This window comes from Pseudomonas sp. Ma2-10, assembly GCF_054330215.1.
Window position 1 is genome coordinate 1 of sequence record NZ_JBTEYL010000026.1, and the last position, 26,790, is coordinate 26,790.

The window sequence follows — 26,790 nt, forward strand, 5'->3', positions numbered from 1 at the left end:
TACATCTTTGATTTCTCGCGGAGTAACTTGTGATGCTGATAATCTTGTTGACTATCAGTCTGACTCCACAAGCACCCACACGAATTGCTTGATTCAGTTATTAAAGAGCGGTTGGTTAAGATCTTTCGTCTCAACCGAGGCGCGCATTCTACAGCAGCCCCTGTTACTGTCAAGCGGTTATTTTTCGAAGTTTTCAAAGTTTCCTTTGCAACTTCAACCACTTGCGCTTCCGATCTCTCGTTAGCGGGAGGCGAATTCTACAGCGTTACTCGCTGCTGTCAACACCTCTTTTACACCGCTTTCGACCGAGAAGACCGAATCGCTAAAAGAGCCAAACAACGCCGCTCTTTCAACTCCTTCTGGGCTTCGATGACCTGAAGCAACTCGCTGCCGAAAACCGCATAACTCTTTGTTTACCAAGGAGTTTTTCGTTTCGACTGCGCTGGAAGTGGGGCGAATTATAGACGTCCAGAATCTGCCGTCAACCCTTAATTGAGCTTTTCTATCAAACGCTTGCTGGCCGCCGTAAAACAGCCCGTTCCCCCTCTATATAGAAGGATGGGAAATCCCGAAGCCCTAGGATAGCTTTGCGCAGCCCCATAACCAGAAACAGGATCAAGCAGAAAGTGGTTGATCCTCTTAGGGGGCGCTCAATCAGCTGCCGCACACTTTCGCCGCAGGCACCGCCCTGGCCATCAATTGCTCTACCGCCCGTCCCACCTCTCCCACCGCCCAATACCGACCTGATCATCTGGCTCGATACGTGGCGGCTCACCTGTTTCACCCGGGGGATCATGCACAGCGTAATGAACCGCCCTCGCCCTGATCTCGCATCTGGCTATAAAGAGAAGCTCGACCGGGCATTCCTGACCTTTCTGAAATTCGTGTGGAATTTCGATCGTGGCTATCGCCCAGTTAGCGAGGCGGGGTGACTTTCGCCATCCAACTCGAGGAAAAGTCCAACCGCCGGAAATTTCCCGGGCGGCCTTTTGTCTGGGGATTGGATGCTCCGGGAGATAAAGTGCAAGCAGTAGTCGTCTTTGCACCCTTCAAACAAAATGCTTGTGCCACCTCACCTTGCGTGTCGCCCGCATTGAACAGCTGGCTCAGTGCGAATTGCTCGACCTCATCAAGCTGCATGTTTCTCTCCGAGAGGTTCAGTTATTTCCTGAAATATCGTATTCGAAGTATTTTTTACGAATACGATCATAAGTCCCATCAGCCTTCAAGTCTGCCAAGGCTTTATTCAGTTCACCCGCCAAGGGATCATTTTTACGCACGGCAATTCCTGCTCCCGTGCCGAAGTAGTGTTCGTCAGTGAAATTTTCACCCAGCATGTGATACATCGCCCCGCCAGGGGTTTTCAACAAGCCTTCTTCAATAGCGACAGATCCTGCGAGGGAGGCGTCGAGACGGCCGGCCGCGAGATCAAGAAATACTTCATTCTGGCTGCCATATTTAATGATCTGTGCGCCAGCGGGTTCAAACGTTAACGTCGCATAGCGGTCGAAATTCGTAGCACGTTGTACGCCAATTCGCTTGCCGGCCAGATCGCCAGGAAGGGTATTGATCCCACTGTCCTTGCGCGTAACGAGCTTGGCGGGCAAGCGATAATAACTAGTGGTGAAGTCAACGGATTTCAAACGCTCCTCAGTAATTGAAACCGAGGAAATAGCGGCGTCAATCTTGCGTACTTTAAGTGAGGGAATAAGGCCGTCGAACTCGATCTCGACCCATTGGCACTTCGCATCAAGTTTGGCGCACAACGCTTGGCCAATGTCATAGTCAAAACCCATCAGTTGGTTGTCTGGGGTTTTGTACGCGAAGGGTGGATAGGCTGCCTCAACACCAATACGCAATATTCTTTCACTGGCTTGAGCCACACCGGTCATTGCAATCATCGCGGCAAGCCCGAGGGTTTTTACATTGAATTTAAAGTGCATGTCTTTCTCTCGCTTTTTTATTTTGATGGGTGATGCCATGCGAGTGCCGTCGATGCTGAGTGACGGTACTGATGTCCGGCTATAACGGTGAATTACTAACTGTTAGTCCGTCACTGGCGACTGTGCAGCGACCACAATGAGTTCCAGGCGAATCTGTTCGTCGTCAAACACAACTTGGGCGGTCGCCCGCGCGGGAGTCTCGCCGGGAGAAAACCACTGGCTCCATACCTCATTCATGCAGTCAAAGTCAGCGACCATGTCTTTCATCCAGAGCTGTGCACTCAAGATGCGCGTGCGACTGCTGCCTGCCTGCTCCAGCAGTCGCTCCAGTTGCGCCAACACCTGGCGCGTCTGACCACCAATGCCTTCGCTGCAATCAGCAGCGACAATGCCGCTGAGCCAGGCAACGCCGTTGTGGAGGACGACCCTGCTCAGGCGTGGATTGCTGTCTAAACGTTCGATCTCGCTCATACCGTCTCCATGGGAAGATGGGGGTGGGACTCGCCAGACAGCTGGCCGAGTGTGATGGGTTTGATGGGGGGGCGAATGTGGTAGTAACCCACCTGGTCCGGGGACACCTGGCGCCGCTCGGCGATGACCTCGGTCACGCTCAGGCCGCATAACCGACCTTGACAGGGGCCCATGCCACAACGGCCAAACGCCTTGGTCTGGTTGGGGCCCAGACACCCGAGATCGACATAACGGCGCACCTCGCCGGCACTGATCTCTTCACAGCGGCACAGCGTGACCTCGTCGGCGGGGATGCGCGTTTCCTGCAGGGGGCGATACAGCGCATCAATGAGTGGTCGCGCCGCCAATTGTTGACTTAACGCTCGTTGCAATGGCACGGCATGGTGCTCAAGCGCGCATGCATCGAGTCGTTGCAACTGCTCTGCGACACGCAGCGCAGCAATCCTGCCCTGGAGTCGTGCGGCGAGTGCGCCGCCGATGGAGCCGCCATCTCCTGCGATAAAAATGTCCGGCTGACTGGTTTCACCCCAGGCATCACGACCCGCGACCCAGCACAATTGCGCGGGGCTCCAATGATGTTCAAGGCGCAGCGCCCAACTGATCTGGGTGTTGGGGACCACCCCTTGGTGGAGCAGGATCAAGTCAGACGCGATGCGCCGTTGCACGTTGTGATGATAGAAACTGAGCGCACTGGCCCGGTCCGCCCCCTCGATGCGCAGTTCCCGCGCACCTCGATAATGCTTGACGCCGGCACGCCGTAACGTGGCTAACAACGACACCCCCTTGAGCAGGTCGCGCCAACCGCGCAAGGCGCCGGGAATACTTCGCCAACTGCGCAAAACGTCACGGTGGCTTGAGGTATCGACCAACGCGGCGATTTCAATTCCAGCCCGCAGGTACTGGACGGCCAACAGGTACAGCAAGGGGCCACAACCGGCCAGCACCACTGGGTATGCCGGTAGGAGCGCGGCGCTTTTGAGCAGGATCTGCCCGGCCCCCGCCGTCATGACGCCAGGCAAGGTCCAGCCAGGAATGGGCATTGGCCGCTCATAGGCGCCGGTGGCAATCAATAGTCGTTGGGCCTGTGCAACGTAGGCCTGACCGCCAACGAGGTAGTGCACCTGCTTGTCTTCGGTCACCCACCACACAGACGCGCCACTCACCGAGTGCGCACCACACGTGATGAAGGCATCAGTCAACGCCAGGCCGGCCAAGTAATCCCCGCCAAGCACTTCCAGACGCGAGGCATCAGTGTTGCGGATGTTGCGATAGATTTGCCCACCGGGTGATGGCTGCTCGTCCAGGACCAATACGGTCAGGCCATGTTGCCGGGCTTCCACCGCGGCACTCATCCCCGCGGGGCCGGCACCGACGATGAGAAGATCGAACAGTTCAGGCTTCATAACGATCACACCCCATTTCAGCAGTAACGGCCAATGCGCGAGCACCCTGTTGGCTGCGCACACGCATGCCGGCGCGGACGGTGACCATGCACGCCTGGCAGTTCGGCACTCCGTCAATTTCCACCAGGCATTCGAAGCACACACCCATCAAGCAATAGGGCGCACGTGGCTGTCCCGACACCGGCGTGGTACGGGTACTTCTGACACCTGCGGCAAGTAAGGCTGCGGCCAGGGAAACACCTTCCGGCACCGACAAAGTGCGGCCATCAAATTCGATGGTGTGCCAGGAATGCTCGCGGGTTGTTGGATGGAACAGGCTCTCAGCAGGCATGAGCGACCTCGCTAGACGGAATGAAGCGTTGCAACGAGAATGCCGACACCGTCGGCAATACCTCTACGCCGGCAATCCAGGGTGCCAGTGTCAGTGCATGGGCAGCGGCCAGGGTCACACCGCTATGGCACGACACCACAAAGCAGCCAGGCGCATTGGCCAGGTCCTCGTAAATCGGGGCGCCGTCGGGGCTCAGCACCCGCAACGATCCCCAAGCCCTGACCAGCCGGACATGCTCCAGTTGCGGAAAACACGTCACTGCGCGACCGGCAATCTGTGACATCACCGACACGCTGGTGCGGTCATCGAAGCCCACCCGCTCGGCTGAGTCACCGAGCTGTACGGTTCCCTCATCTGTCTGGCGGACATACGTCGTGGGGTATTGAAGAAACGGCTTGAGTCTTTCGGTGATCAAAATCTGCCCACGACTAGGCTCCAGGGGAATATCTTGGCCAAGCAACGCACCAAGGGCTCGATTGCCGAGCCCTGCGGCTAACACCAGCCGGTCGCTCGCCAATCGTTCAGACCCCGCGGTGATTTCAAATCCCGCAGTGCTTTGCCGAATGTCATCTACCTTCAATCCATTGAGCACCTTTACCCCACGTAGCTTGCACGCGACATGCAGTGCATGAAGTAGCTTCAACGGATTAACGTGGCCATCCATGGGCGAGTAACAGGCACCGACCACTCCAGGTCCAATGCCGGGCAAGCGCTTGTGCAGTGCAGTTTGGTCCAGGACTTCAAACGAATAATCGCCGCCCTGTGCGACCCGAATCTCATGCAACAGGCGCGCTTCGTCGGCCAGCTCCACCTCAGACAGGCACAGTTGAAATCCACCGGGTTGCTTCAGATGCACATCAACGCCGGTTTCAGCCAATAGCATGGCGGCCAACTGGGGCCAGAGCCTGACGGAGGCTCGGGTCCACTGTGTATAGGCGCTCATGCCATGGCCTTTGCCTTGCACCCAAAGCAATCCAAAGTTGCCGCGCGCAGCACGAAAGGCCGTATCACCTTCGTCTACCACGATCACTTGACGCCCGAGCAGCGACAGGCCGTAGGCGGTCGCCATGCCCGCCAGACCGCCGCCAATGACTATAAAATCAGTTTTTTGCATAGGTCCTGCTTGATCAACTGCCAAACCACTCTGTACCGAGATAGCCAGCAAAGCTGAGACGTCGTCGAAGTAGCAATGATCCTATGACGCTGTAACACGGATTAAAAATGCTTTATTTTGCGACGACCATGTCTTTTTGTTATAGGTCGATGTGCCATGAACCTTCGTCAATTAGAGGCCTTTAGAGCCGTGATGCTCGGACAGACCGTGACCCGTGCCGCCGAGATGCTGCACATCTCGCAACCAGCAGCGACGCGCCTGATCGGAGCACTTGAGGAGAACATAGGGTTCGCCCTGTTTGAGCGGATCAAGGGGCGCCTGCAACCAACACCTGAAGCGCTGGTACTTTACGAAGAGGTAGAAAGGTCTTTGCTGGGAGTCGAGCGTATCGCCCGCACGGCGCGCGAAATCATTGATCTCAAGCGCGGCTCACTCCAGGTAGCCTGCGCTCCAGCGCTGGGATTGTCGTTTTTGCCGCGAGTCATCAGTGCATTTCTCGAAAGGCATGAGCACGCACAAATAACGTTGGTAGTTCAATCTTCCAGAGAAGTGGTGGACGCGATTGTGGGCGAACGATGCGATGTCGGATTTATTGCTCAACCCAACGCTTATCCCAGCCCGCGTGGTGAGAAGATCATTCGGTCATCTCTGCGATGCGCCCTGCCCTTCGATCACCGACTACGCGACAAGGCGGTGATCGTCCCACAGGACCTTGAGGGGGAGTGCTTCATTTCCTATCCGCACGCGGTCGCCTCGCGCCAACACATCGACTCCATCTTTGCCGCGTATGGGGTGGAGCGCAGGATGAACCTTGAAACCCAGCTCTCGATGTCAATGTGCACGTTCGTGGAGTTGGGGGCCGGCGCTGCCCTGGTCGACCCCATCAGCGCACTGGAACACAAGGGCGAAAAGGTGATTTTTCGCCCTTTCGAACCCGCCATCGAAATGGACTTCAGTATGTTAGTACCGCAACAGACAAAGCCCTCGAAGTTTCACGAGAGCTTCCTTGAACACGTCAGGGGATTTGTTGCACGTGAGGTGACCTTCAACTGAGCGGCGCAACGCGCGAAACCACGCGGCATCAGCGCGGGGTTATTTTGAACGGCCGCTCAAGATTGTTTTCCGGGTCGAACTGGCGCCGCTCGGTAAAATTCAGATGGCGGCCATACACATGAAACGAAAGGCTTGTGTGCTCAGTTTCATTGATCACACTGTGAATACTCCCGCTTGGCAAAAGTAGCGCCTCTCCAACGGTGATGCATTGCTCACCCATTAGCTGCAGCTCGGCGTATCCCGGACGTTGCGCATCGTCCAAACGCTGCCAAAACAGGTTACGTTCGGTGCCATCGACACCCACCACCACCGCCCAAGTATCGTGGTCATGAGGCGGTACGCCACGCCCGGGTAGCCAGCTATCGACCACCACGAATAATGACTGGTCGGGCTCCACGTGTAACAGCGTCGTGCCATAGCCCAGTTCTGAGTCGGCCTCATACATGTCGGCACTTAGCCAACTACGTTTTTGCACCATTCGCTGGACGATAGGTCCGACCTGCACAAGCAGTTCAGCCTCATCCGTCACCTCATGCACAAGTTTCCTAAGCGCCACGACAAAATTCTGTATGTCGTCCTGTTGCGGTCCCATCTTCAACGTCCCCTTTTGGCCGGTTTGCCTTCCACACATTGGCCAACGGTCTGCCTCCGAAGAGGCAGGCCGTTCTCCTTGAAGCAACCTTAGTCGCGAGGCTCTTTGGCCAGCGCTTTAACGAAGCCGATCATTAGCAACAGCATGAGCACCATAAACGGTAACCCCATGGCCACTGCGCCGGCCTGAATGCCTTTGAGCGCGGTATCGCCACCGATTACGAACAGCGTGATGGTGACTAATGCAATCATCACTAACCAAAGCACCCGCTGTACTGGCGAAGTTTCCGGGTCACCGCCCGCGGCCAGGTTATCGACTACTAAGGCCCCCGAGTCCATGGAAGTCACCATAAAGATGACCAGCAGGATGACCACCAGTCCTGAGCTGATGAGCGGCATCGGAAGCATCTGCAGGAACTGGAAAATCGCCGTATTGACGTCGGTCAGACCGGCCGCGAGGGATCCACTACCCGAGATGACTTGATCGATGGCGCCTCCTCCGAACGCGGTGAACCAGGCGATAGCCGCCAGGGTTGGCACCAACATCACCACGCCGACCATATGACGCAACGTACGGCCTCGGGAAACACGTGCAACGAATACACCGACCAATGGACCCCACGTGCACCACCACGCCCAATAGAACACCGTCCATCCTTGGAACCAATCCTGGTCTGGACGATTGACCCAGTTACTCAGTGGCAGGAAGAACTCGACATAATCAACGGTCGTGCTCAGCACACCGGAAAAAAAGGTCGACACCCCAATACCGATCACTACCAGTATGAACAAGCCCAACGCCAGCAACATATTGATATTGCTTAGCAACTTGACGCCAGCATCCATGCCGCGCCATAAAGAAAATCCGGCAAGGCCAGTCACTATCAGGATGAACAGCAACTGCAAACCAAAGGAGTTGGGAATACCCAGTACTTGTGAGATGCCGGCAGTCGACTGCATGGCGCCCAGGCCTAGAGAGGTGGCCAAGCCGAACACCGTAAGCACCACAGTAAAAACATCCACCAACTGCCCTGGCAGCCCTCGATGTGCTTTACCAATCAATGGTTGCAGCCCCGAACTAAGGGCAAATGGGAGGCCTTTGTTATAGGCAAAAAAGCCAACCACCAACGCACTGGTCAGGTAGATGGCCCAAGGATGAAAGCCCCAGTGAAAGATCGTCGCACCCATTGCGGCATGCTCGGCCTGCGGGGTGTTGGCGAGGACATTGAGTGGCGTTTTCCACCAAGCGGTATATTGTGCGACCGGCTCAGCCACCCCCCAATACAGCAGCCCAACACCCATCCCTGCTGCAAATAGCATCGAAAACCAGGACAGTGTGCTGAACTCCGGCGTCGCGTCCTTGCCACCCAAGCGAATTTTACCAAAGGGTGAAATGGCCACGCCGGCGCAAAACAGCACGGCCAGGTTGCCCATAATCATAATGAACCAGTCGCAGTTCTTAAGAATCCAGCCTTTGGCCCCCTCCAGTGACTGGCCGAAGGTTATCGGGTCATGCAATGCAACTAAAACCAGCGCCAATACAATCAAGAATGAAACAGGAAAAATAACCCGATGAATATTCAATCCTAATATTCGGGTATTGAACGATCGAGAACAGGATCCTTCATCGACAACTAACTCTTTCATGCTAAGGGCCTCTCTATTATTTTTGTATTTACAGCCAACATCGAATAACCGCTAATCAGGCGTAACGTTATCCAGACCAGAACGCACGGCAACGCATTGGGATTTATGTTCAAACAGGAAGCGGTGCACGACAAATCATTTTATCTGCGCCACTAATGACTATTTCTCATGAGTACTCGTGTACCCGTTTTGGCTGTGCGCACAACGGCGACCACCCGCGATGAACGACTTACAACCAGTCCTCCTGCCACGGATATTGGGAAAGTACCTCACAGCCGTTTGGGGTAATTAGCACTTGCTGTTCAAGTTTTATACCTTCCTTCCCTCCTCGTTCGCCCATATAACTTTCTACGCAAATCACCATATTCTCTTCGAAAACGCCCTCATAACCACTGCTCTTCCAATCAGCGCCTTTATGCGCCAGTGCCGGGTATTCATCGGCCAAACCGACACCGTGTACTACACAGCAGTAACGGTTGTGTTGATAGGGTTGTGGAATGTCCCACGATCGTTGAGCGAACTCGTGATGGCTCAGGCCTGGGCGCAACAGCGCCATGTTGTGCTGAATATGTTCATGGGCCAGCGAATACAGCTTGCGTTGCTCGGCGGTAGGAGCAACGTGACCGACGGTCCAGGCGCGCGATATATCCGCGCAATAGCCATAGGGACCGATCAGATCCGTGTCGAAGGAAATGATTTCACCTTCCTGCATCACCCGATCGCTGGACTCCTGCATCCACGGGTTGGTTCTAGGCCCGGAGGCCAGCAGGCGGGTTTCGATCCACTCTCCACCGTGGCGGATATTCTCGTAGTGCAGCCAGGCCCACAGTTGGTTCTCGGTCATGCCCGGGCGCTGTTCATCATGCATGCGCTGAATGCCTTTCTCGCACACCTGGATGGTCCAGCGCATCAACTCCAGTTCGGCGGCTGATTTAATCTTGCGCGCCTCCTCCATCAGACTGTGCCCCTCGACCACCCTCAGCCCCCGAGCCTGAAGCAGCTCAAGCCCTTCAAAGTCGGCCTTGTCCACGGCCAGGCGCGCGTTGGCACCCGCGTGCTCGTGCATCACCTCGACAATTTCACGGGCCCAAATGGCAGCTTTCTCGGATATGCGCGAACCGGCGCCGAAATAACTCCAACTGACGGCCTCGCGCACTTCATCGATCAAACTGATGCCCTCGTGCAAGTGTTCGCAATTGTGGAACTCCCACAAGATCACCGGCCCTGTGGCGAACACCAAGGTGTAACGAGCGAAGTTGTGCAACGTCCACACCTGCATGTTTGAGGTATCAGTGGCGTAGCGAATATTGACCGGATCATAGAGCAGGATGGCGGCGCAATCGCGCGCCAGCAATTGATCGCGCACCCGCTGCAAGCGATAGGCACGCGCCGCTTGCAGCGTTTCCAGCGTGACGGGGTTGTGCAAGGGTTGCGTGGAGTAATCGCCAGTACGGTATTTATTCTTATTTTCGAACATGCTTTCGAATCCGTTAATCGCAATAGGAGAAAGGACGGTCACCCTTTGGCTTCATGGATGATTCAGCGTCGTGGATGTTTCAGTCTCGTTGATCGCGCTGTCGCACTGCGTGCTCTGGGCGTTTATGCCGACCGACTCGACGACTGCCACCAGACTGGAACTGGCCAGTCCATTGGGCGTTGTCGGGTGATGAAGGGGGGCGTCGTCTTGCAAGTGCTCGCCGGTGACCTTGCCTTGGCCTACGAACACGACAAGCAGCGCAGCGCAGGCAGCGAAGAAGAAATAAAGACTCGATGCGCCGAAGTGCTCCATCAGTGAACCGGCCAGCAGAGGACCGACCCCGGCCCCCACACCAAACGCCACCAACAACACGCTGGCCAATGAAACGCGCAATTGAGGTTCGATATTGTCGTTGGCCAGTGCCACACCGAGCGGATACAGGCAAAACTGCAAAAAGCCTATCCCCGCACCGAACAACATCAAGGTGTTGAACGAAGGGTGTTGATAAAACCCCAGCGGCAGCGTGACGAACATCAACAGCGCTGCGACAGCGCGAATCAAGCTGGCACGTGGCAGTCGATCCGAAAGCCAGCCCAAGGGTAGCTGGGCCAGCAATCCGGCCCCAATCACCAAGGCCATGAACTGACCGATTTCGACCGTATCGAGTCCCTGCTGACTGGCATAGATCGAGGCCAGACCGTAAAAGCCACCCGTCATCATGCCCGACACCACCAGGGTCGCTAACGATTGAGGTATTCGACGCAGGAACAATTTAATGTCGACAGGCGCCGCAAGGATGGGCGTCGGATGCGGGCAGCGGGTCAACGCCACCGGCACCAGGCTCAACGCAAAAGCGATGGCCACGCCAAGCAGCGCGCGGATCCCCAAGTCGCCATTGAGACTCAGCGCCAGTTGGCCAAGCATCATGCCAACGTAGCTGGCAACCATATAGAGGGCCAGCACGCTGCCGCGCTGTTCGGTCTGAGCCTGATCGTTGAGCCAACTTTCCAACACCATGAACTGACACATCATGGCCACCCCAACCAGCGCTCGTAACAGCAGCCAGAATGGCAAGGCATTACTGAACTCATGGGCCAGCACTGCAGCGGCAATTCCGCCAGCGCAGGTGACGTAACTGCGGATGTGTCCGACCCGTTCAATCAGGTAATGCCCGACCTTGCCGCCCAGAACCATGCCCAAGGCATTGGCCGCCATCAATGCGCCGCTCCATGTCTCGGCCCCACCTCCTGCGTTCAGGCGCAGCGCCAGATAGGTCATCAACAACGTCGAACCCAGTTGCATCAGCAAACTGGTCAGATATAAGGCGCCAAACGTCTTCGTCAGTCCAAGCACTGAGCAACCTCGTCGATGATGTGTGCGTTAGAGTGCAAGCTGCAACGTTGCCGCCCCAGGACATCGCTCTGTACATACTGCATTGCACTGCGCTCCCGACTCAGGCCAAACCGTGTCGCTGCTTCCAGTCGCCTGGCTGAACCACATACCCGAACAACGCATGGCCGCCATAGACCAGTTCGGTGCCTTCGGGAATCCACAGCAACTGTCCCGGTTCAACCCGGTACACCTCACCGTTGGCCTGCAATTCGAAGCAGCCTTCGATGACGAAGATCACCTCGTCATACAGCAGGGTCCACGCGACTTGCGCGCCCTCCCAGCGGGCAAAGCCGATACCGATATTCGGCGACACTTCATTGCTGATTGCACGAGCGACATAAGCGGCCCCGGGTGGGCCACCACGCAGCGTGAAATCCAGATCATGATGATCGACCCGCAGCACTGGGCCTTTTCCAGTAACGACCTTGCTCATAGCTCACTCCGACTGTTCCAGGCCGCCAGGCGGATACGCGAACGCACGCCGAGGCCGAGGAAGGGTTCCGGAGGATTGAGTGACGGCATGCCCGTCACGGCCTGAATGTCGCGCAGTTGCGCCGAATCGGCACCCACGGCGAGGTCCGCGAGCAAGGTACCTGAGATGGTGCCCCAGGCCGCGCCGACACCGTTGTCGCATGCCGAGGCGTAGACACCTTTCTCCAGTTCGCCAAAGAAGTTGGTGAAGTTACGCGAGATGGCGTAAACGCCGCCCCAGGTATGACTGAAAGGCACTTCAGCGAGCTGCGGAAAACGCGCCTGGAACGCTTTTCGGTGATCCTTGCGCACACTCTCGCGCATGGCATCGTTGGTACTTTGGCCGTATTTGGGAACATGCTTGTAGGTATTGCGGATGATCAAGCGGCGGTCCTGAGTCATGCGTACCGTGGTACCGGCGTGGTCTGCCGGGGTCAGCCCCCAATCGAGTTGACCGCCATAGGCCGCCAACTCGGCATCGGTCAGAGGGCGAGTCCAACTGGCGAAGGTCATCACCGGCAACAGACGATTACGCAGAAAACCGAACTCTTGAGTGAAGATGCTGGTGCCAAGCAACAGCTGCGCAGTGCGAATCCGCCCCTGATTGCCGTGCAGAATCCAGCCGCCCTGGCCATCACGTTCAAGGCGCTGGATCGGTGATTCCTCAAGCAGTTCGACATTACTCGGCAGTGAGCGGCCCAGGCCATTGACCAGCGCTGCCGGCTGCATCAAGTAGCAACCAGGGGTGTAGATCGCGCCACTGTAATGGCGGGTGCCCACCACCTGAGCCAACTCGGCACGCTCGACCCGACGGAACGGCTCACCGAGGTCGCTCAACAAGTGTTCGAAATGATCCAGATAAGCCAGGCCGCGAGGACCTACCGCGCCTTGATACTTGCCGGCATGGGACCATTGGCAATCGATTCCATGGGTTTGAATCAATCCCTGTAACTGGGCGATGGCGCCGCGATTGAGCGCGAGCAAACGCTGTTTGTGCGCGGGATCCGGATGTTCCAGGGCGAATTTGTGTGGCAGGTCGATGACAAAACCCGAGTTGCGTCCAGAGGCACCATAAGCGACGCGCTGGGCATCGACCAGCAGGATTCTGGCCTCTGGACAGAGCTCGGCCAACCGGCGGGCCGCGGCCAGGCCAGCGAAGCCGGCGCCGATCACCGTGTAGTCGGCGCGCTGTTCACCCTGCAAGCGCTTGCAGGGTGGCTGCTCGGGCAAGGCGGCATACCAGCCACAGCTGGCATCGTCATGGGGAAGGTTGATTGTATTTTTCATGGTGCTGCCCTCAGGCCACGGCCCGCTGAGCGTTCTGACAGGACTGCAGCAATGTATTGCGCTGCAATTGTGCTTGGCGACCGAGCAGGACGAAGCCGCAGAGTGCCCCCTCGATGTCGTAATAACTGGCACTGAGGCCATCGGCAGTCGGCGTGCAACGCCACTCCCCGGCAACGCCGACGGTGGGTGGCAGCAGACACAGTGGCGCCGCCGGGGTCTTCACGGTGACTGGCATCAATGGATAGCTGACGTTGGTAGGCTGGCCAAGCAAGGTCTTGCACAGTGCCTGAATACCCTGGTTGATGGGCGCCAGGTACGGGAGCAATTGGCCGTCGATTTCGATGCAGTCGCCCAGGGCATAAATCCCCGGTTGCGAAGTCTGCAGTTGGGCGTCCACTTGAATGCCGCGGCCAACGGCGACCCCGGCGGTCTCGGCCAGGCTCAGGTTGGGACGCAGACCCACGGCGGACAACACCAGGTCGGCTTCCAGACTTTGGCCATCGGCCAGGCTCAGGCGATAGCCGTCTTCAGCCGATTCAATGCGTTGCAGGGTGTTCTCCAGATGCCAACTCACCCCCAACTCGCTCAAGGCAAGCTGCAGCTTCCGCCCCGCCTCCACCGGCAGCAGACGCTCCATCGGCCAATGGCCGAGACCGATTACGCTGACGGCAAAGCCACTGCTGGCCAAGTCGTTGGCAAACTCGCAGCCGATCAGGCCGTCACCCAGGATTGCCACTCGCCGCACGCCTACCAGGCGCTCACGCAAGCGCTGGTAATCGTGCAGGTTGTTGACACTGAGTAACGCCGCAGTCTCACCCTCGATCGGCAGTCGGATGGGCTGCGCACCACTGGCCAGTACCAACTGGCCGTACTCCATTTCGCCGAAATTGGTGTGCAGGCGTTGCCTCGCGCTGTCGATACGCGTCACCGTACAGTGCGGATAGACTCGGATATTCAAGCGTTTTTCGATCGCCAGCGGCGCCTCACCCGCCAATGCTTCCGCACTCTTGCCCTGTGCCAGGCCAATGGACAGCGTCGGCTTGGAATACAGGTGGCCAGACTCTTGAGTCAGCACGCGGATCTCGACCTTCGGGTCGGCCTTGCGTAACGCCTGGGCCAGGCCATAACCGGCATAGCCACTGCCGATAATGACGATCGGCTGGCGAGGCAGTGTGGCCGTTGGCGGCGGTTGCAGCTGCACCGCAGGCGCAACCGGCGCACTGACTGCGGCGGTCGCCACTACCGATTCACTGATATCCAGCATCTCGAAATCGCCCTTGCCGACGCCACACTCGGGGCATTTCCAGTCTTCTGGCACTTCTTCCCAACGCGTGCCGGCGATGATGCCGTCCTGCGGCCAGCCGAGGGCCTCGTCGTAGATCAGCCCGCAGACCACACAAAGCCAAGTCTTGAACATGTTGCTTACTCCCCCGCTACGCGGATCGCTACGTTCTTTGTACGCACGTAGCTGTACAAGGCTTCCTGTCCCTTTTCCCGGCCAAAACCGGAGAGGCCGACACCGCCAAACGGGGTTTCGATGCCACCGGCATACCACTCGTTGACAAACACCTGGCCAGCTTTCAGGCGCCGAGTGCAGCGCATGGCGCGACTGATGTCTTGGGTGAACACACCCGCCACCAGGCCAAAAGCGGTGCCATTGGCGATGGCGATCGCCTCTTCTTCGCTGTCAAACGGGATCACCGCCAACACCGGACCGAACACCTCCTCCTGAGCGATGCACATCTCGGGGGTCACGTCGCGAAATACGGTCGGGCGCATGAAGTGCCCGGCACGGTCACTGAAGCCCTCTCCGCCAGTGGCCGCTACCGCGCCCTCTTCGATGGCGCGTCGACACAAAGCTTCAATGCCTGCCAGTTGCCCGGCACTGACCACTGGCGTGAGGTCTGGGTTGTCATGGCCGACGCCCACGCTGAGCCCTTCGGCCAAGGCGACGACAGACTCGACGACCTCGTCATAAATCTCACGCTGCACCAGCAGCCGCGACATGGCAGAGCAGACCTGACCGGCGTTGAAGAAAATACCGCCCTTGACGCTGGCGAGCAGTTGCTCGCGATCAGCATCGGCGAAAGCAATCGCTGCCGACTTGCCACCCAACTCCATTACGCTGGGGATGGCATGTTCGGCGGCATCGCGCAGAATCGATTGACCGGTTGGCACTGAGCCCGTGAAAACAATCTGGTCGACAGCGCGATGGCCAACCAGATGCGCGCCAACCTCACGACCACGACCGCAGATCAGGTTGACCGCGCCCTTAGGCAACCCAGCCTTGGCAACTGCACGGATCAGTACGCACATACCCAACGGCGACAGCTCGGGCGATTTGATCACCACCGCATTGCCAGCCGCCAACGCCGGTGCAAGCGAGCGGGCACAGATCGAAACCGGGAAGTTCCACGGCACGATCTGCGCGGACACACCCATCGGGTCATACAGGGTGAAATCCATGTAGCCATTGCCGAGTGGAATCGAAGTGCCTTCGATCTTGTCGGCCATGCCTGCGTAGTACTCGAAGTAGCGTGCAGCCTCGACGAACTCATCTTTGGCATCATTGAGGCTCTTGCCGTTTTCCTGGCACAGCACCCAGGCGCCCTCTTCGGCCACGGCGCGGATTTCTTCGGCAATGCGCAGCAACCAGGTGACACGCTGCGCCGGACGAACGCGGGTCAACTCACCGCTGTCCGCGCAACGACGAGCCGCCCGCACGGCGCGCTCGGCATCGGCGACAGTGGCCTGGGCGATAGTCGCCAGCGGCTCGGCAGTGCCGGGGTTGTTCACCGTCAGCTGTTGCGCGCTGTCGAGCCATTCACCATCGATGTAGTTGAGCCAATGGGATGCGATTGGGTACATGCTCATCTCCTCAGGCCTCCGGTACGGTGGCTAACAGCTGACGTGCAGCCCACTGATGGAAGAAGTGAGTCGGAACGTCCATCTCCGGCGAGAACGCACCGCCTTTGTAACCAGGAGAGTGACGGCCTTTCTGCATGCCTTCGACCGAGCTGATGTCTTCGGCAAATACCACCTTCCAGGACTCCAGAATGGCGTTACGGCAAGCGGCGTATTCATCACCCAGGGCCTCGTCTCCTACATAGAACAGGCGCAGGTGTTCAATAGTTCTACCGGGTGCAACCGGCTCCAACTGCATGGCGAACGCGTGATCAGCCTGGATGCCCAGCAATACGTTCGGGAAGAAGGCTATGTATTCGGCATTGCGCAGACGGTCTTGCGGCCAGCTCGGAAACTTCGGCAAATGCGTACCGGCTACATCCGACAGGTTGTAGGCATAGCTGCCCTGTCCGCCGAAATGCTCGTCAAAGAGGATGTTGTAGTGATCCTCCAGGCGCGAATAGGCGTTCAGGCTCGGGTGTACCCACGGCAGGTGATAGGCTTCGCAGTAGTTCTCGACGGCCAGCTTCCAGTTGCAGTTGATGTCCAATGTGGTCGCGTCATGACCCGGACGGCGGCGCAGCAGGCTCATGCCGTCCTCGCCAAGGAACTGAGTCCAGCGCGCGGTCAAGGGTGCAAGCATTTCTTCAAGCGGCTGTGCGTCACCCGACAGGTTGATGAACACCATGTCCATCCAGATGGCGCTGTTGATTGCTTTCAAACCGTGCTTTTCGCAAGCGAAACGCTCGTCCTTGTGCTTATCAATACCGCCGACATGCGGAGTGCCACGCAAGGCGCCATTGAGGTCATAAGTCCAGGAGTGGTAGGGGCAACGAATAACGCCCTGTACTTCACCCTCTTCTTGCACCAGCTTCATGCCGCGGTGGCTGCAGACGTTATGGAAGACCTGCACCAGGCCTTCGCGGTTGCGCATCAGCAGCAATGGCAGCCCCATGAAGTCGACAGGCTTGACCGAGCCGTTCTTGGTCAGATCGCTGGCGAAACCGACACACGCCCAGGTCTTGCCCATCACCTGGTCGCGTTCCAATTCGAAGTAATGCTGATGGGTATAGAACTCGTTGCTCAACCCGGTGGCTTGATGAATCGGGTTAAGTACGGTTTCCAGATGATGCACAGGAATCTGTTGCAAGGCGGTATTGCTCATTATTGTTTTCCCCTGCTGGGCACGGTGTGAAATGTTCGGCAGGCTCACTGGCCATCGTCCGTTGGCAGTGAGTTTCGAGAAAACGAGCAGTGCTCGACAAACGATATTTACATCACGATTTATGACTTTTAATCATAAATTCAAACAGGCCAGATTCATGCATCAAAACGACAGACACGCACTGTCCGACGATCGCTGATCAACGCTTTCAGACCGTGGGAATGCAGCAGGTTTTGATGATGTGTAAAGACGCGGAGGCATATTGCAGGCGTGCCGCAGGCCACCAGCCTGCGGCATGTTTCATTGAAGAACGGAATCTATTCGCTGGAACCGAAATCTGAGTCACTGAGCGTCGTCGGTAACTGCTCGATCAACCAGGTGCGAAAACATTTAACACTTTGCCGCATCCTCCCCTGGCCCTTCGGCTCCAGCAGGCAGAACTGCGCGTCTGAACTCAATACTGTATCGATCGGCCGTACCAAAGCACCGGTTTGCAGGTGATTGTCGACCAGGTTCGACCAGGCCAAAGCGATACCCTGCCCACCGAGTGCCGATTGGATCAGCATGGAGTAACTGTTGATATTGATCCGGCGCCTGGGCTCAACGCTCTTTAGCCCAAGCCGTTGGAACCATTCAGTCCAACCAATCCAATCGCGCTGTGGATCTTCCAGCCATAACCAAGTGCACTCAGCCAAATGTTCTGGCGTTTTCAACTCAGGGTACTTTGACAGGTAGCTCGGGCTGCAGACCGGGAACACCTCTTCGGAAAATAGCGGCGTTACCTGCATGTCTTGCGGAGGGGTTCGGCAGTAGTACAACGCCAAGTCACAATCCAGCCGCGTGAAGTCCTTTACCTGATCGTAGGCGATAATGCGCAGATCAATGTCTTCGTTATTGCGCTGAAATTCAGACACCTTGGGTAGCAGCCACAGCGAAGCCATCGCGGAACTGGTGGCCACTGTGACCTGCTGCGCGCCCTGCCAGTGGCGGATTTCGCCTGTGGCCTGAGCTACCTGCATCAGTGATGCTCGCACCGTTTCATAGTATTGGCTGGCGGTTGGGCTAAGGTGGATCGAGCGCGTAGTGCGCTCGAACAAAGTCTTTCCCAGGTAGTTCTCCAGCAGACGCACTTGCCGACTGATCGCCCCTTGGGTGACATTCAGTTCCTGTGCGGCCAGCGTAAAACTCAAATGGCGCGCGGCCGCTTCAAATGCCACCAGACTGTTGAGTGGCGGTAGTGGATGGATTTTCATGCAGGCAAGGTCACATCTGTATTTTGATTTTATCGAATCAGTCTAGCCCCTGCCGCTCAACGATGACAGCCTCAAGTCGCGGCATATACCACTAGTTCTACCAACATCTCTTCACGCGCCAGCCCGGCGATGATCATGGCCGCCCGGTTCGGGTATGGGGGCGAAAAATACTCGGCGTACACCGCGTTGACGGTGGCCAGATAAGCGCGGTCAGTCACGTAAATCAACACCTGGGTTACCGCATCCATGCCCAGGCCAGCCGCTTCAAGCGTGTGCTTGAGGTTGTCCAGGGTCTGCCGGGTCTGCGCCTCGATACCGCCGGCAACCACCTGACCTTGCACATCAATCGGAATCTGTGCGGTGTAAAGCGTCCCGTTACCGACAACCGCCCACTCAAGGGGCGCTTTTGATGGAAATAGTTGGGTTTTAACTGCTTGTTTCATTGTTGGCTCCATAAAAAAAGGGAGGCGGCGGCTGCCGCTCTCCCTACAGAACGGGGGTGTTAGAGGTTTTGTTCGTCGGCCATGCGTCGGGCTATCTGCGGAGCGTTCCACAGTGAGGGCAGCAGGATCAGCGACACCGGAACGGCGGTGATCACGATGAATGACTGCAAGGCGCTGATGCCTCCCGACCCAATGGAGATCAATAACGCGGCGACCAAGCCCATCATCACACCCCAGAACACACGAATTTCCGCACGAGGGTGATCGGTACCGGTCATCACCATGGAGACGCAGTAGGTCATGGAGTCACCCGTCGTCGTCACAAAAATGATGGTGAGTATCAAGAACAACACCGACATCAAATAACCCAATGGCAGTTGCGCGGTGATCGCCAATAAAGCGGCAGGCAGGTTGAACCCGGCAAAAGCGGTCGATATCGAGCCCGGGTTTTGCAGTTCGAAAGCCAAACCGCTGCCACCCACAATGGTGAACCAGAAGCAGGTGATTACCGGTGCGACAATCGAGATCAACACCACCAGTTCACGAATCGTGCGTCCTCGAGAGATACGCGCCACGAACATCGCCATCAAAGGGCCGTAACCCAGGAACCATCCCCAGAAGAACACCGTCCACCAGTCCAGCCAGGCCGGGTCGGCACGGAAGGTCGCCATGGGAATAAACTTGTCCAGGTAAATCCCCATGGATTGCACGTAGGCATCAACGATAAAGCCGGTAGGCCCGAACAGCAGAATGAACAGCATCAGCCCAACCGCAAGCACCACATTGATGCCACTGAGCAGTTTGATCCCCCGCGCTACGCCTGAAACCGCCGAGAGGGTATAGACCGCCACCAGCAAACAAATAATGGTTAGCTGGGTGGTGTAGTTATTGGTGATACCGAAGAGTTTCTCCAGGCCGAAGCTCACTTGCAGGCCAAGAAAGCCGATGGGGCCGACGGTGCCGGCGACCACGGCGACCACACAGCACGCATCAACTAGCGCCCCCAACCAGCCGCGCATCACCCGCTCACCCAGCAGGGGATAGAGCAATGTACGGGGCTTCAGCGGCAGACCTTTTTCATAGTGCAAGTGCATCAGCACGATGCCGGTCAAACTGCCCAGGATGGCCCAGGCCAAAAATCCCCAGTGCATGAAGCTCTGCGCCAATGCGTTGTAGGCGGCGGCAGGCGTGCCGGTCACACCGCCAAACAAGGGCGGTGGTGACAGGAAGTGAGCCATGGGTTCAGCCGCCGCCCAGAACACACCCCCACCTGCGAGCAAGGTGCACATGATGATCGAGACCCAGCTGAACGTACTCATTTCCGGCTTTTCCAGGGCGCCAAGGCGCACCCGGCCAGTGCGACCCACCGCCAGGAAAAGACCGATGACAAACGTCATGAGCAACAACATTTGCCAGTAGGCGCCGAACAGTTTCGTGGACCAGGAGAACGCTGTGTTGACCGTTTTGGTCATCAAATCAATATCGAGCAATGCAAGGATCGCAAAGAGCAGAATGAAGCCTCCGCTCATTAGAAATACCGGGACATCCACGCCCTGCAGAAAATTGCTTTTTTCAACCATCGCGGGTTTCCCCTGCTCGGCAGCGTGTTGAGAACTCTTCATTAAAGCCTCCTGACAAAATTTTGTAGTTGTTGATTGTTCAGGACCGGCGCTATGCCGGTTTGAGACCTTGTTCCAAGGTGTTCAGCCAATTAAGGCCCATCACTTTTGCAGTGTCCTGGGCACTGAAACCTCGTTGCAGGAGCCCTTGAGTAATATTCGGGAAGTCACGGCTGTCGTTGAACCAGCTCAAGGGTTTTGGCCAGTCGGCATTGCTGGCAGAGCCTTCGCCATAGTCGACCTGCTTCGACCAGCGACCCGTTCGCATCCATTCGAGTACCGACTGCGGCTGCTGCTGGCACAGATCAGTACCAATGCCAATATGGTCGATACCCATCAGATCGACGGTGCGCGCCACCATGTCGCAGAATTGCGCCAAGGTGCAGTCGGAGCCGTTCTGTAGATGGAAGGGATAAAGGCTGAAACCAAGCAGGCCACCCGAACGGCCTAGTTCACGCAATACGGTTTCTGATTTATTGCGCTTGGCCGGGTGAAAGAATTCCGGGTTAGCGTGCGAGATGATAATCGGCCGGCTAGACAACTCGATGGCCTCCAACGTGCTGCGCTCGGCGCTGTGGGACATGTCGATCAGCATGCCGACACGGTTCATCTCGGCGATGGCCTGCTTGCCGAAGCGGGTGATGCCACTGTCGCTGCCCTCGTAACAACCGGTGGCAAGCAAACTCTGGTTGTTATACGTCAACTGCATGATCATCAGGTTGAGTTGCCGGAACACCTCGATCAGGGCGATATCATCTTCGATCGGTGAACAGTTCTGCGCCCCAAAGAAGATCCCGACCTTGCCGAGTTTTTTTGCCAGACGAATATCGTCAGCGCAGCTCACCGGCATGATCAAATCGCCATGCTGTTCGAAACGAAGGTTCCACTCCCCGAGGCGACTGAGCGTCTCACGGGCGTTTTCGTGGTAAACCAAGGTCACGTGAACCGCCGTAATACCGCCTTCGTGCAGCTGGGTAAAAATGCTCCGATCCCAGTTGGAATACTGCAATCCGTCGATAACTATCAGGTCGTCATGCATGGCGCTGCTCCTCAGGCCCGGATATAGATGGTTTTAACCACGGTGTAGAACTCGCGGGCATACTGACCCTGCTCGCGAGGACCGAAGCTGGAGTCTTTGCGGCCGCCGAAAGGCACGTGATAGTCAGTACCGGCGGTTGCCAGGTTGACCATGACACAGCCAGTCTGGGCTCGACGTTTGAAGTCACTGGCGTACTTCAAGGATTGCGTCATGATCCCGGCAGTCAAACCAAAACGGGTGTCGTTGAGGGTGGCCAACGCCTCTTCGTAATCCTTGACCTTGATCACGCAGGCGATTGGGCCAAACACTTCGTCCCGGTTGATCTGCATGTCATTGCGCGTGTCGACGAACAACGCCGGGCGCATGTAGAAACCTTCATGCTCCTCGTTGATGCGTTCGCCACCGCACACCAGGCGTGCACCTGCCGCTTGTGCCTGCTCGATGTAACGCAGGTTCTGATTGAGCTGCTTCTCATCGATCACTGCGCCAATCTGTACCCCTTCCCGCAGCGGATGCCCGACTTTGAGTTGGCCCATGCGCTCGATCAGTGCGGCAACGAAACGGTCATGCACACCTTCGGTCACAATCAGACGTGACGAGGCGGTACATTTCTGCCCCGTACCGAAAAAGGCGCCGTTCACCGCACATTCAACAGCCAGTTCCAGGTCGGCATCATCGAGCACAATGAGTGCGTTCTTGCTGCCCATTTCCAGTTGGCAGCGTACAAAGTTGGCAGCAGTTGCCGAGGCGACTTTGCGTCCTGTCTCCACCGAGCCGGTGAAGCTCAGCGCAGCGATCTTGTCAGAGTGGATCAAGGCATCACCCACCGAAGCGCCGCTGCCCATGACCAGGTTGAATGTACCGGCCGGCAAGCCCTGGCGAGCGATAATCTCGGTCAGTGACCAGGCACTGGCGGGCACCGCGTTGGCAGGCTTGAATACCACGGCGTTACCGAAAGCCAGCGCAGGCGCGATTTTCCAGGCCGCGGTGGCCATAGGGAAATTCCACGGGGTAATGATTGCGACAACGCCTACCGGCTCGCGCCGTGTTTCGATTTCAACACCGGGGCGTACCGAGTCGGCAGTCTCGCCCATCTGGCGGAGGACTTCGGCAGCGTAATAATGGAAGAACTGGCCGGAGCGATAAACTTCTCCGACACCCTCGGCGAGAGTCTTGCCCTCCTCGCGAGCCAGTTGCTCACCCAGCTCAGCCTTGCGTTCAATGAGCTCGTCGCCAATCGCCATCAGTACCTGATAACGTTGCTCCAGCCCACTGAGCTGCCATTGCGCCTGACCCAGGATAGCGGCATCGACGGCCTGTTCAACTTGAGCGGTGTCAGCCTGCGCGTAGCTACCCAGTCTGTCCTGAATATTGGCCGGGCTGACGTTGATGATGGTCGAAGCGCCCGAAAGCCATTCGCCGTTGATGTAGTTATTAAAAGTCTCGCCGTGCATATGCACCTCCTCTCATGCGTTGAGAAGATGGTATGCCTCGGCTTTGATAAACTAAAATCAATAGTAACTATTGTTTGATAAGGAAAACTTACCATGCTCGCCGACCTCAAGATCGTGCAACTGCGGCACTTCGTCTGGGTCACCGAGCTGCAAGGCTTCCATGCGGCGGCTGAACGGGCACACCGCACCCAGCCCGCCATCTCGCTGTCGATCCGCGATCTGGAAAGCAAACTCGGCCAGCAATTGTTTGAAAAGCGTAACGCCCGAGCAGCGCGTCCCGAGTTGACGCCATTCGGCGTGCAGTTACTTGGTTATGCCAAAGAGTTGATCGCTCACCATGATCGGGTGGTCAAAGACATGAGTTTGATTGCTCAACACAAGTCAGGGCACTTGCGTATCGCCTCTGTTCCGTCCATCGCCAGTCGATTGTTGCCAGACATTCTCACCCGTTTTATCGGCGATGCTGTCGACCTTCACGTGAGTCTGTTCGACGACAGCTCCGAAGTGGTAGTGACCATGGTGGAGAATCAACAAGTGGATTTCGGCATCGCCAGTGTTTGGGAAGCAGAAAGCGATATCCAGTTCATTCCTATTTGGGAAGACAGCATCGGGGTGGTTTGTCGACGCGATCATCCGCTGGCGGCAGAGCCTGAATTAAGCTGGACGCAGCTGCGCGCAGAACGCCTGATTTCCAACGGCACCTCTCGCCTGTTAGAAGGAAGCGAAGCGGAAGAGTTGGTCGCGGACTCCCAATTCTATATGTCCAACATGATTTCATTGCTGGCCATGCTTGAGGCGGGCATGGGCATTACCACGTTGCCGCGCTTCGCATTCCCCCCGGAACACAGCAGCTTGTGCTTCATCCCGTTGAGTACGCCCCTCATCCATCGAGATATCGGCATCGTACGCCAGGCCAATCGATCTTTACCCGTCGCAGCTCAGGCGCTGTTCGAATTCATATTGCGCGACAACGAGCTGGACCCTGCCGATTGGCGGTGAGTGTTTATTCTCTGATCAACAGCGCCCACAAGATAAGTTTCACTTATCAGTCGATAGGCCGATCTAAATTGATTGGCGGCGGTCCATGGACCAACATCGTCAGCAGATAAAAACAATTCTGCGCGCCAGGCACGCCGTTCAACGGTCTGTGCGACGACTGCGGCGTCCGCCATAAGAGGACACACGTATGAATACCCTTTCGAGCATTGATCCGGCACCGGAGCAAACCGCCGTTTTGCGCATGCGCCCGGCCAATGTCGTGATGAACCTGGAGCGACTTGGCAGCTTGCATCAAAGTCGCTTGAGCTTCATGCGCAGTCTTGTCCGCAAAATCATGCGCGAAGGCTGGCAGATACAACCACGCCGCTTCGATCTGGATGCTGATGGCTACGGCACAGTGATCTACCGCGTGCAAACCAAACAGGACGTGTTCAGCTTCGTACTGTTTTCGCAATATCTGGCGCCGGAAAATCGCAATGACCGGGTCATCGCCACCGAATGGGACCTGACAATGGCGTTGTGCGAAGGCGACGTTGACGATGCCTATGTCGAGTTCCTGCGCCGTAATGTGCCCCTTCAGGAAGCCGGTCGCCTGGATGCAAAAGTGATGGTGCTTTCGCGCGCCAACCGAAGCATGCGCAACTTCGACATGGTCGTGTCAGCCCTTAGCGCGGGTCGCCAGCCTGACGTTGAGCAGATTACTCAGGTTGGCTACCTCTACCGCACTACGGCTGTTTATGGCAGCGGCAAGCTGGGAATGGCCGACTGGGAAAAAGTCAGTAAAAAGCATCCTGACTTTTCCCGCCCTTTTGCGGCCGAGATGTTCAATTGCTTCATGCTACGCAACTTCAGTTTGCAACAAGCCGAACATATCGCCCGACAACGTGCCCCACAGACGGCCGTTACTCTGCAACCCGCCCTTAAACGTTACTTTGGTATCGGCAACTCTACCGGTTTGGGCATGGCACCGTATTTGATCAACCACCCTCAGTTGATCAGCCGCTGGGTGGAGATGCGCGAATTAGCGCTGGCCCGTGTGCGTGGTGAGACTCAAATTACCGAAGAGCGCCTGGCGCGCCTATCGACGCTGATAGACCGTGGCGTTCGTCACTTGGCCGAAACCGTCACTGAAGACTCATGGCAGACGCAAAACAACCAAACCGTCTGTGAGGATCTGTCGAGGTTACAAGACTGGCTTGCCACTGATCGTCTGCAACACTGGGAACAGCTTTTGTCGTGGTCGGCAAAATCGCTCAGTTTGCAGGCGGAGGAATTGCTTAATTGCATCCTGCTGGAACTCTATCCTGATCTGGTCGACGAACTGGAAGATCGCCTCTCGCTGGTGGAGTCGCTGGAGTTGCAGCCAGAAATGGCCATCAACGAGCTACGCGCCTTGATTGAACGCCACTATGCCTGGGCGCTGGCCATCGACTTCGACGCCGACGGTGCCGCTGAAACGTTCTGGTACCGCTCCGAAGAGAAACAGGAACCTCGTCTGGGTAACTGCGACCTGGAAAGTGGCAGGGAAAAGCAGATGCCACTGGGCATTGGCCACCTGGTTCAGCAGTGTTATCGCCTGCTTAATACGTCGGTCGACGCGCACTCAACGCTATGCGTTGCCAGCTTTCTTCTGCGTCACCCCCAGCAGCGAGGAATCATAAGGCGCATCCAGAGCATGGCAAAAACCCACTACGGTGAAATTCAAGCCAATCTCCTGGATCGCAATGTGCTGCCCATGCACCTGCTGCGTTGCAAACTGGCGTTCTTTGGGGTCAGTAAATTCGACCCTCGCTCACGTCTCTGGGTGCGCAATACGATGTTCCAGGGTGCACCGTTACTTGAAGATATCGGCAAGCCTTTTGAAGACGACTGGTTCCTGCCACTTGCCCCGACCCCGGAGACTCGCTGATGTTTATTTCAACGAACGAACTGACGTCTCTGCTCAAGCGAGTCTTCGAGGGAATGGGTTACCCCGTTGGTTATTACGAGGACGCCGCCGTACTGGTCAAATGGCTGCAGGTCCATGGCGAACAGGGATTTGCCGAATTACAGCGTGCGCTGCCTTATGTGGCCGACAGTCAACGGCCTGCCTTGCAGTTACTTGTAGAGGAAAGTCAGGCTCTGATATTTGAATGCAACGGTAGGAGCGCTCTGAACTGCCTGCCAAGCATTGTCGAACTCGCGCAGAACAAGGTGCTTGAAGAAGGGTGCGTCAACGTCAAAATCCGTAACTGCCACAATCGCAAGTTTGTCCTCAAACTGCTGGTTGATTGCGCAAAGCACGGCATCAGCGCAATGGCTTACTGGCAAAATGGTAAAGCGCCTGTCAGTGAACACGTCGCCTGCATCTCGGCAGGCTCAGCCTATCCCGGTTATGCCGAAGCCCTGCTGACAGAATCGGGCGCACCTTCCGACACTCAGACAATGACGCTTCTACTCAACACCCGCATTGACCTGCAAGGCCAATTGCGTGATGCCGGTAGTCATCGTCCGGGTTTTCGCCAGGTCAGCCCCGAGCAGTTCGCACTCGCTGGCGATCGCGCAATCGAAGAAGGCATGGATATCTCGATTGAGCTTTGGCAGAACCTCAACCAGCTAGCAGAGGCCGTGCTGGTTGAGAACTCTGAACAATCGAGAAGCGGTGCTGGCGCTTCATAAGACTGATTCGTCGCTCACTCAATCTACACATGCGATTGTCTGTACTGGGGCAGAAATCGGCCAAGTGCGGCCGATC

The 26,790-nt window shown here is 56.9% G+C and carries 24 protein-coding genes and 2 pseudogenes; 5 read left to right on the forward strand and 21 right to left on the reverse strand.

What is annotated here, in order from left to right; genetic code table 11:
* Positions 1 to 731 precede the first annotated feature (731 nt).
* Positions 732 to 926 (forward strand): annotated as a pseudogene (locus ACXPVS_RS23045) (AAA family ATPase); the annotation flags it as partial.
* On the opposite strand, the gene ACXPVS_RS23050 reads toward ACXPVS_RS23045, so the two are convergent.
* From ACXPVS_RS23050 to ACXPVS_RS23075, 6 genes are all read right to left on the reverse strand, one after another.
* Positions 916 to 1,140, reverse strand: a complete 225-nt coding sequence (locus ACXPVS_RS23050; RefSeq protein WP_458512004.1) for a hypothetical protein — start codon at positions 1,138 to 1,140, stop codon at positions 916 to 918. The pseudogene ACXPVS_RS23045 and the gene ACXPVS_RS23050 sit on opposite strands and share 11 nt — an antisense overlap.
* Before the next feature lie 17 nt (positions 1,141 to 1,157).
* The gene (locus ACXPVS_RS23055) at positions 1,158 to 1,982 is read right to left on the reverse strand and encodes a transporter substrate-binding domain-containing protein (protein ID WP_458511949.1); all 825 of its coding nucleotides are present in this window, start codon (positions 1,980 to 1,982) and stop codon (positions 1,158 to 1,160) included.
* 63 nt (positions 1,983 to 2,045) lie between these two features.
* Positions 2,046 to 2,414, reverse strand: a complete 369-nt coding sequence (locus ACXPVS_RS23060; RefSeq protein WP_458511950.1) for a RidA family protein — start codon at positions 2,412 to 2,414, stop codon at positions 2,046 to 2,048.
* Positions 2,411 to 3,817, reverse strand: coding sequence for an FAD-dependent oxidoreductase (locus tag ACXPVS_RS23065; RefSeq protein WP_458511951.1), 1,407 nt, complete (start codon positions 3,815 to 3,817; stop codon positions 2,411 to 2,413). Before ACXPVS_RS23065 ends, ACXPVS_RS23060 begins: the two co-directional genes overlap by 4 nt.
* Positions 3,807 to 4,148 carry a (2Fe-2S)-binding protein gene (locus ACXPVS_RS23070; RefSeq protein ID WP_458511952.1) on the reverse strand — a complete coding sequence of 114 codons (342 nt, stop codon included), beginning with the start codon at positions 4,146 to 4,148 and terminating at the stop codon, positions 3,807 to 3,809. Before ACXPVS_RS23070 ends, ACXPVS_RS23065 begins: the two co-directional genes overlap by 11 nt.
* Positions 4,138 to 5,262, reverse strand: coding sequence for an NAD(P)/FAD-dependent oxidoreductase (locus ACXPVS_RS23075; RefSeq protein WP_458511953.1), 1,125 nt, complete (start codon positions 5,260 to 5,262; stop codon positions 4,138 to 4,140). Before ACXPVS_RS23075 ends, ACXPVS_RS23070 begins: the two co-directional genes overlap by 11 nt.
* 156 nt (positions 5,263 to 5,418) lie before the next feature.
* Between ACXPVS_RS23075 and ACXPVS_RS23080 the strand changes: the two genes are divergently transcribed.
* Positions 5,419 to 6,315, forward strand: coding sequence for a LysR substrate-binding domain-containing protein (locus ACXPVS_RS23080; RefSeq protein WP_458511954.1), 897 nt, complete (start codon positions 5,419 to 5,421; stop codon positions 6,313 to 6,315).
* Between the two features lie 28 nt (positions 6,316 to 6,343).
* Here ACXPVS_RS23080 and ACXPVS_RS23085 read toward each other — a convergent pair whose 3' ends face one another.
* From ACXPVS_RS23085 to ACXPVS_RS23155, 15 genes and pseudogenes are all read right to left on the reverse strand, one after another.
* Entirely contained in the window at positions 6,344 to 6,907 is a 564-nt protein-coding gene (locus tag ACXPVS_RS23085; RefSeq protein WP_458511955.1) for a hypothetical protein, read from the reverse strand.
* Positions 6,908 to 6,996: 89 nt separating this feature from the next.
* Complete coding sequence (locus ACXPVS_RS23090; protein ID WP_458511956.1) at positions 6,997 to 8,553, reverse strand: BCCT family transporter; 1,557 nt, start codon at positions 8,551 to 8,553, stop codon at positions 6,997 to 6,999.
* Positions 8,554 to 8,782: 229 nt separating this feature from the next.
* A complete protein-coding gene (locus ACXPVS_RS23095; protein WP_458511957.1) occupies positions 8,783 to 10,030 on the reverse strand; it encodes a M24 family metallopeptidase in 1,248 nt (415 codons plus the stop codon).
* 51 nt (positions 10,031 to 10,081) lie between these two features.
* Positions 10,082 to 11,383, reverse strand: coding sequence for an MFS transporter (locus ACXPVS_RS23100; RefSeq protein ID WP_458511958.1), 1,302 nt, complete (start codon positions 11,381 to 11,383; stop codon positions 10,082 to 10,084).
* 100 nt (positions 11,384 to 11,483) lie between these two features.
* Positions 11,484 to 11,855, reverse strand: coding sequence for an ethanolamine utilization protein EutQ (locus ACXPVS_RS23105; RefSeq protein WP_348127006.1), 372 nt, complete (start codon positions 11,853 to 11,855; stop codon positions 11,484 to 11,486).
* A complete protein-coding gene (locus tag ACXPVS_RS23110; RefSeq protein ID WP_458511959.1) occupies positions 11,852 to 13,180 on the reverse strand; it encodes an NAD(P)/FAD-dependent oxidoreductase in 1,329 nt (442 codons plus the stop codon). Before ACXPVS_RS23110 ends, ACXPVS_RS23105 begins: the two co-directional genes overlap by 4 nt.
* A gap of 10 nt (positions 13,181 to 13,190) precedes the next feature.
* Positions 13,191 to 14,444, reverse strand: coding sequence for an FAD-dependent oxidoreductase (locus tag ACXPVS_RS23115; protein ID WP_458512003.1), 1,254 nt, complete (start codon positions 14,442 to 14,444; stop codon positions 13,191 to 13,193).
* Positions 14,433 to 14,597 (reverse strand): annotated as a pseudogene (locus tag ACXPVS_RS23120) (rubredoxin); the annotation flags it as partial. The pseudogene ACXPVS_RS23120 and the gene ACXPVS_RS23115, both read right to left, overlap by 12 nt.
* Before the next feature lie 5 nt (positions 14,598 to 14,602).
* A complete protein-coding gene (locus tag ACXPVS_RS23125; protein ID WP_458511960.1) occupies positions 14,603 to 16,048 on the reverse strand; it encodes an aldehyde dehydrogenase family protein in 1,446 nt (481 codons plus the stop codon).
* A 10-nt stretch (positions 16,049 to 16,058) separates the two neighbouring features.
* Positions 16,059 to 17,249, reverse strand: a complete 1,191-nt coding sequence (locus ACXPVS_RS23130) for an aromatic ring-hydroxylating oxygenase subunit alpha (RefSeq protein ID WP_458511961.1) — start codon at positions 17,247 to 17,249, stop codon at positions 16,059 to 16,061.
* Between the two features lie 317 nt (positions 17,250 to 17,566).
* On the reverse strand, positions 17,567 to 18,502 hold the full coding sequence (locus ACXPVS_RS23135) for a LysR substrate-binding domain-containing protein (protein ID WP_458511962.1): 936 nt from the start codon (positions 18,500 to 18,502) through the stop codon (positions 17,567 to 17,569).
* Positions 18,503 to 18,573: 71 nt separating this feature from the next.
* A complete protein-coding gene (locus tag ACXPVS_RS23140; RefSeq protein ID WP_458511963.1) occupies positions 18,574 to 18,945 on the reverse strand; it encodes a RidA family protein in 372 nt (123 codons plus the stop codon).
* A gap of 59 nt (positions 18,946 to 19,004) precedes the next feature.
* Positions 19,005 to 20,567, reverse strand: a complete 1,563-nt coding sequence (locus tag ACXPVS_RS23145; protein ID WP_458511964.1) for a BCCT family transporter — start codon at positions 20,565 to 20,567, stop codon at positions 19,005 to 19,007.
* A 49-nt stretch (positions 20,568 to 20,616) separates the two neighbouring features.
* The gene (locus ACXPVS_RS23150) at positions 20,617 to 21,603 is read right to left on the reverse strand and encodes a membrane dipeptidase (RefSeq protein ID WP_458511965.1); all 987 of its coding nucleotides are present in this window, start codon (positions 21,601 to 21,603) and stop codon (positions 20,617 to 20,619) included.
* 11 nt (positions 21,604 to 21,614) lie between these two features.
* Positions 21,615 to 23,057: an aldehyde dehydrogenase family protein gene (locus ACXPVS_RS23155; RefSeq protein ID WP_458511966.1), complete on the reverse strand. Its 1,443-nt coding sequence runs from the start codon at positions 23,055 to 23,057 to the stop codon at positions 21,615 to 21,617.
* A 93-nt stretch (positions 23,058 to 23,150) separates the two neighbouring features.
* On the opposite strand from ACXPVS_RS23155, the gene ACXPVS_RS23160 reads away from it, so the two are divergent.
* The 3 genes from ACXPVS_RS23160 to ACXPVS_RS23170 all read left to right on the forward strand — a co-directional run bounded on the left by ACXPVS_RS23160 (position 23,151) and on the right by ACXPVS_RS23170 (position 26,714).
* Positions 23,151 to 24,056, forward strand: a complete 906-nt coding sequence (locus tag ACXPVS_RS23160; RefSeq protein ID WP_458511967.1) for a LysR substrate-binding domain-containing protein — start codon at positions 23,151 to 23,153, stop codon at positions 24,054 to 24,056.
* A 187-nt stretch (positions 24,057 to 24,243) separates the two neighbouring features.
* Entirely contained in the window at positions 24,244 to 25,965 is a 1,722-nt protein-coding gene (locus ACXPVS_RS23165) for a hypothetical protein (protein ID WP_458511968.1), read from the forward strand.
* Positions 25,965 to 26,714: a DUF3726 domain-containing protein gene (locus ACXPVS_RS23170; RefSeq protein WP_458511969.1), complete on the forward strand. Its 750-nt coding sequence runs from the start codon at positions 25,965 to 25,967 to the stop codon at positions 26,712 to 26,714. Before ACXPVS_RS23165 ends, ACXPVS_RS23170 begins: the two co-directional genes overlap by 1 nt.
* Positions 26,715 to 26,790: the final 76 nt, after the last annotated feature.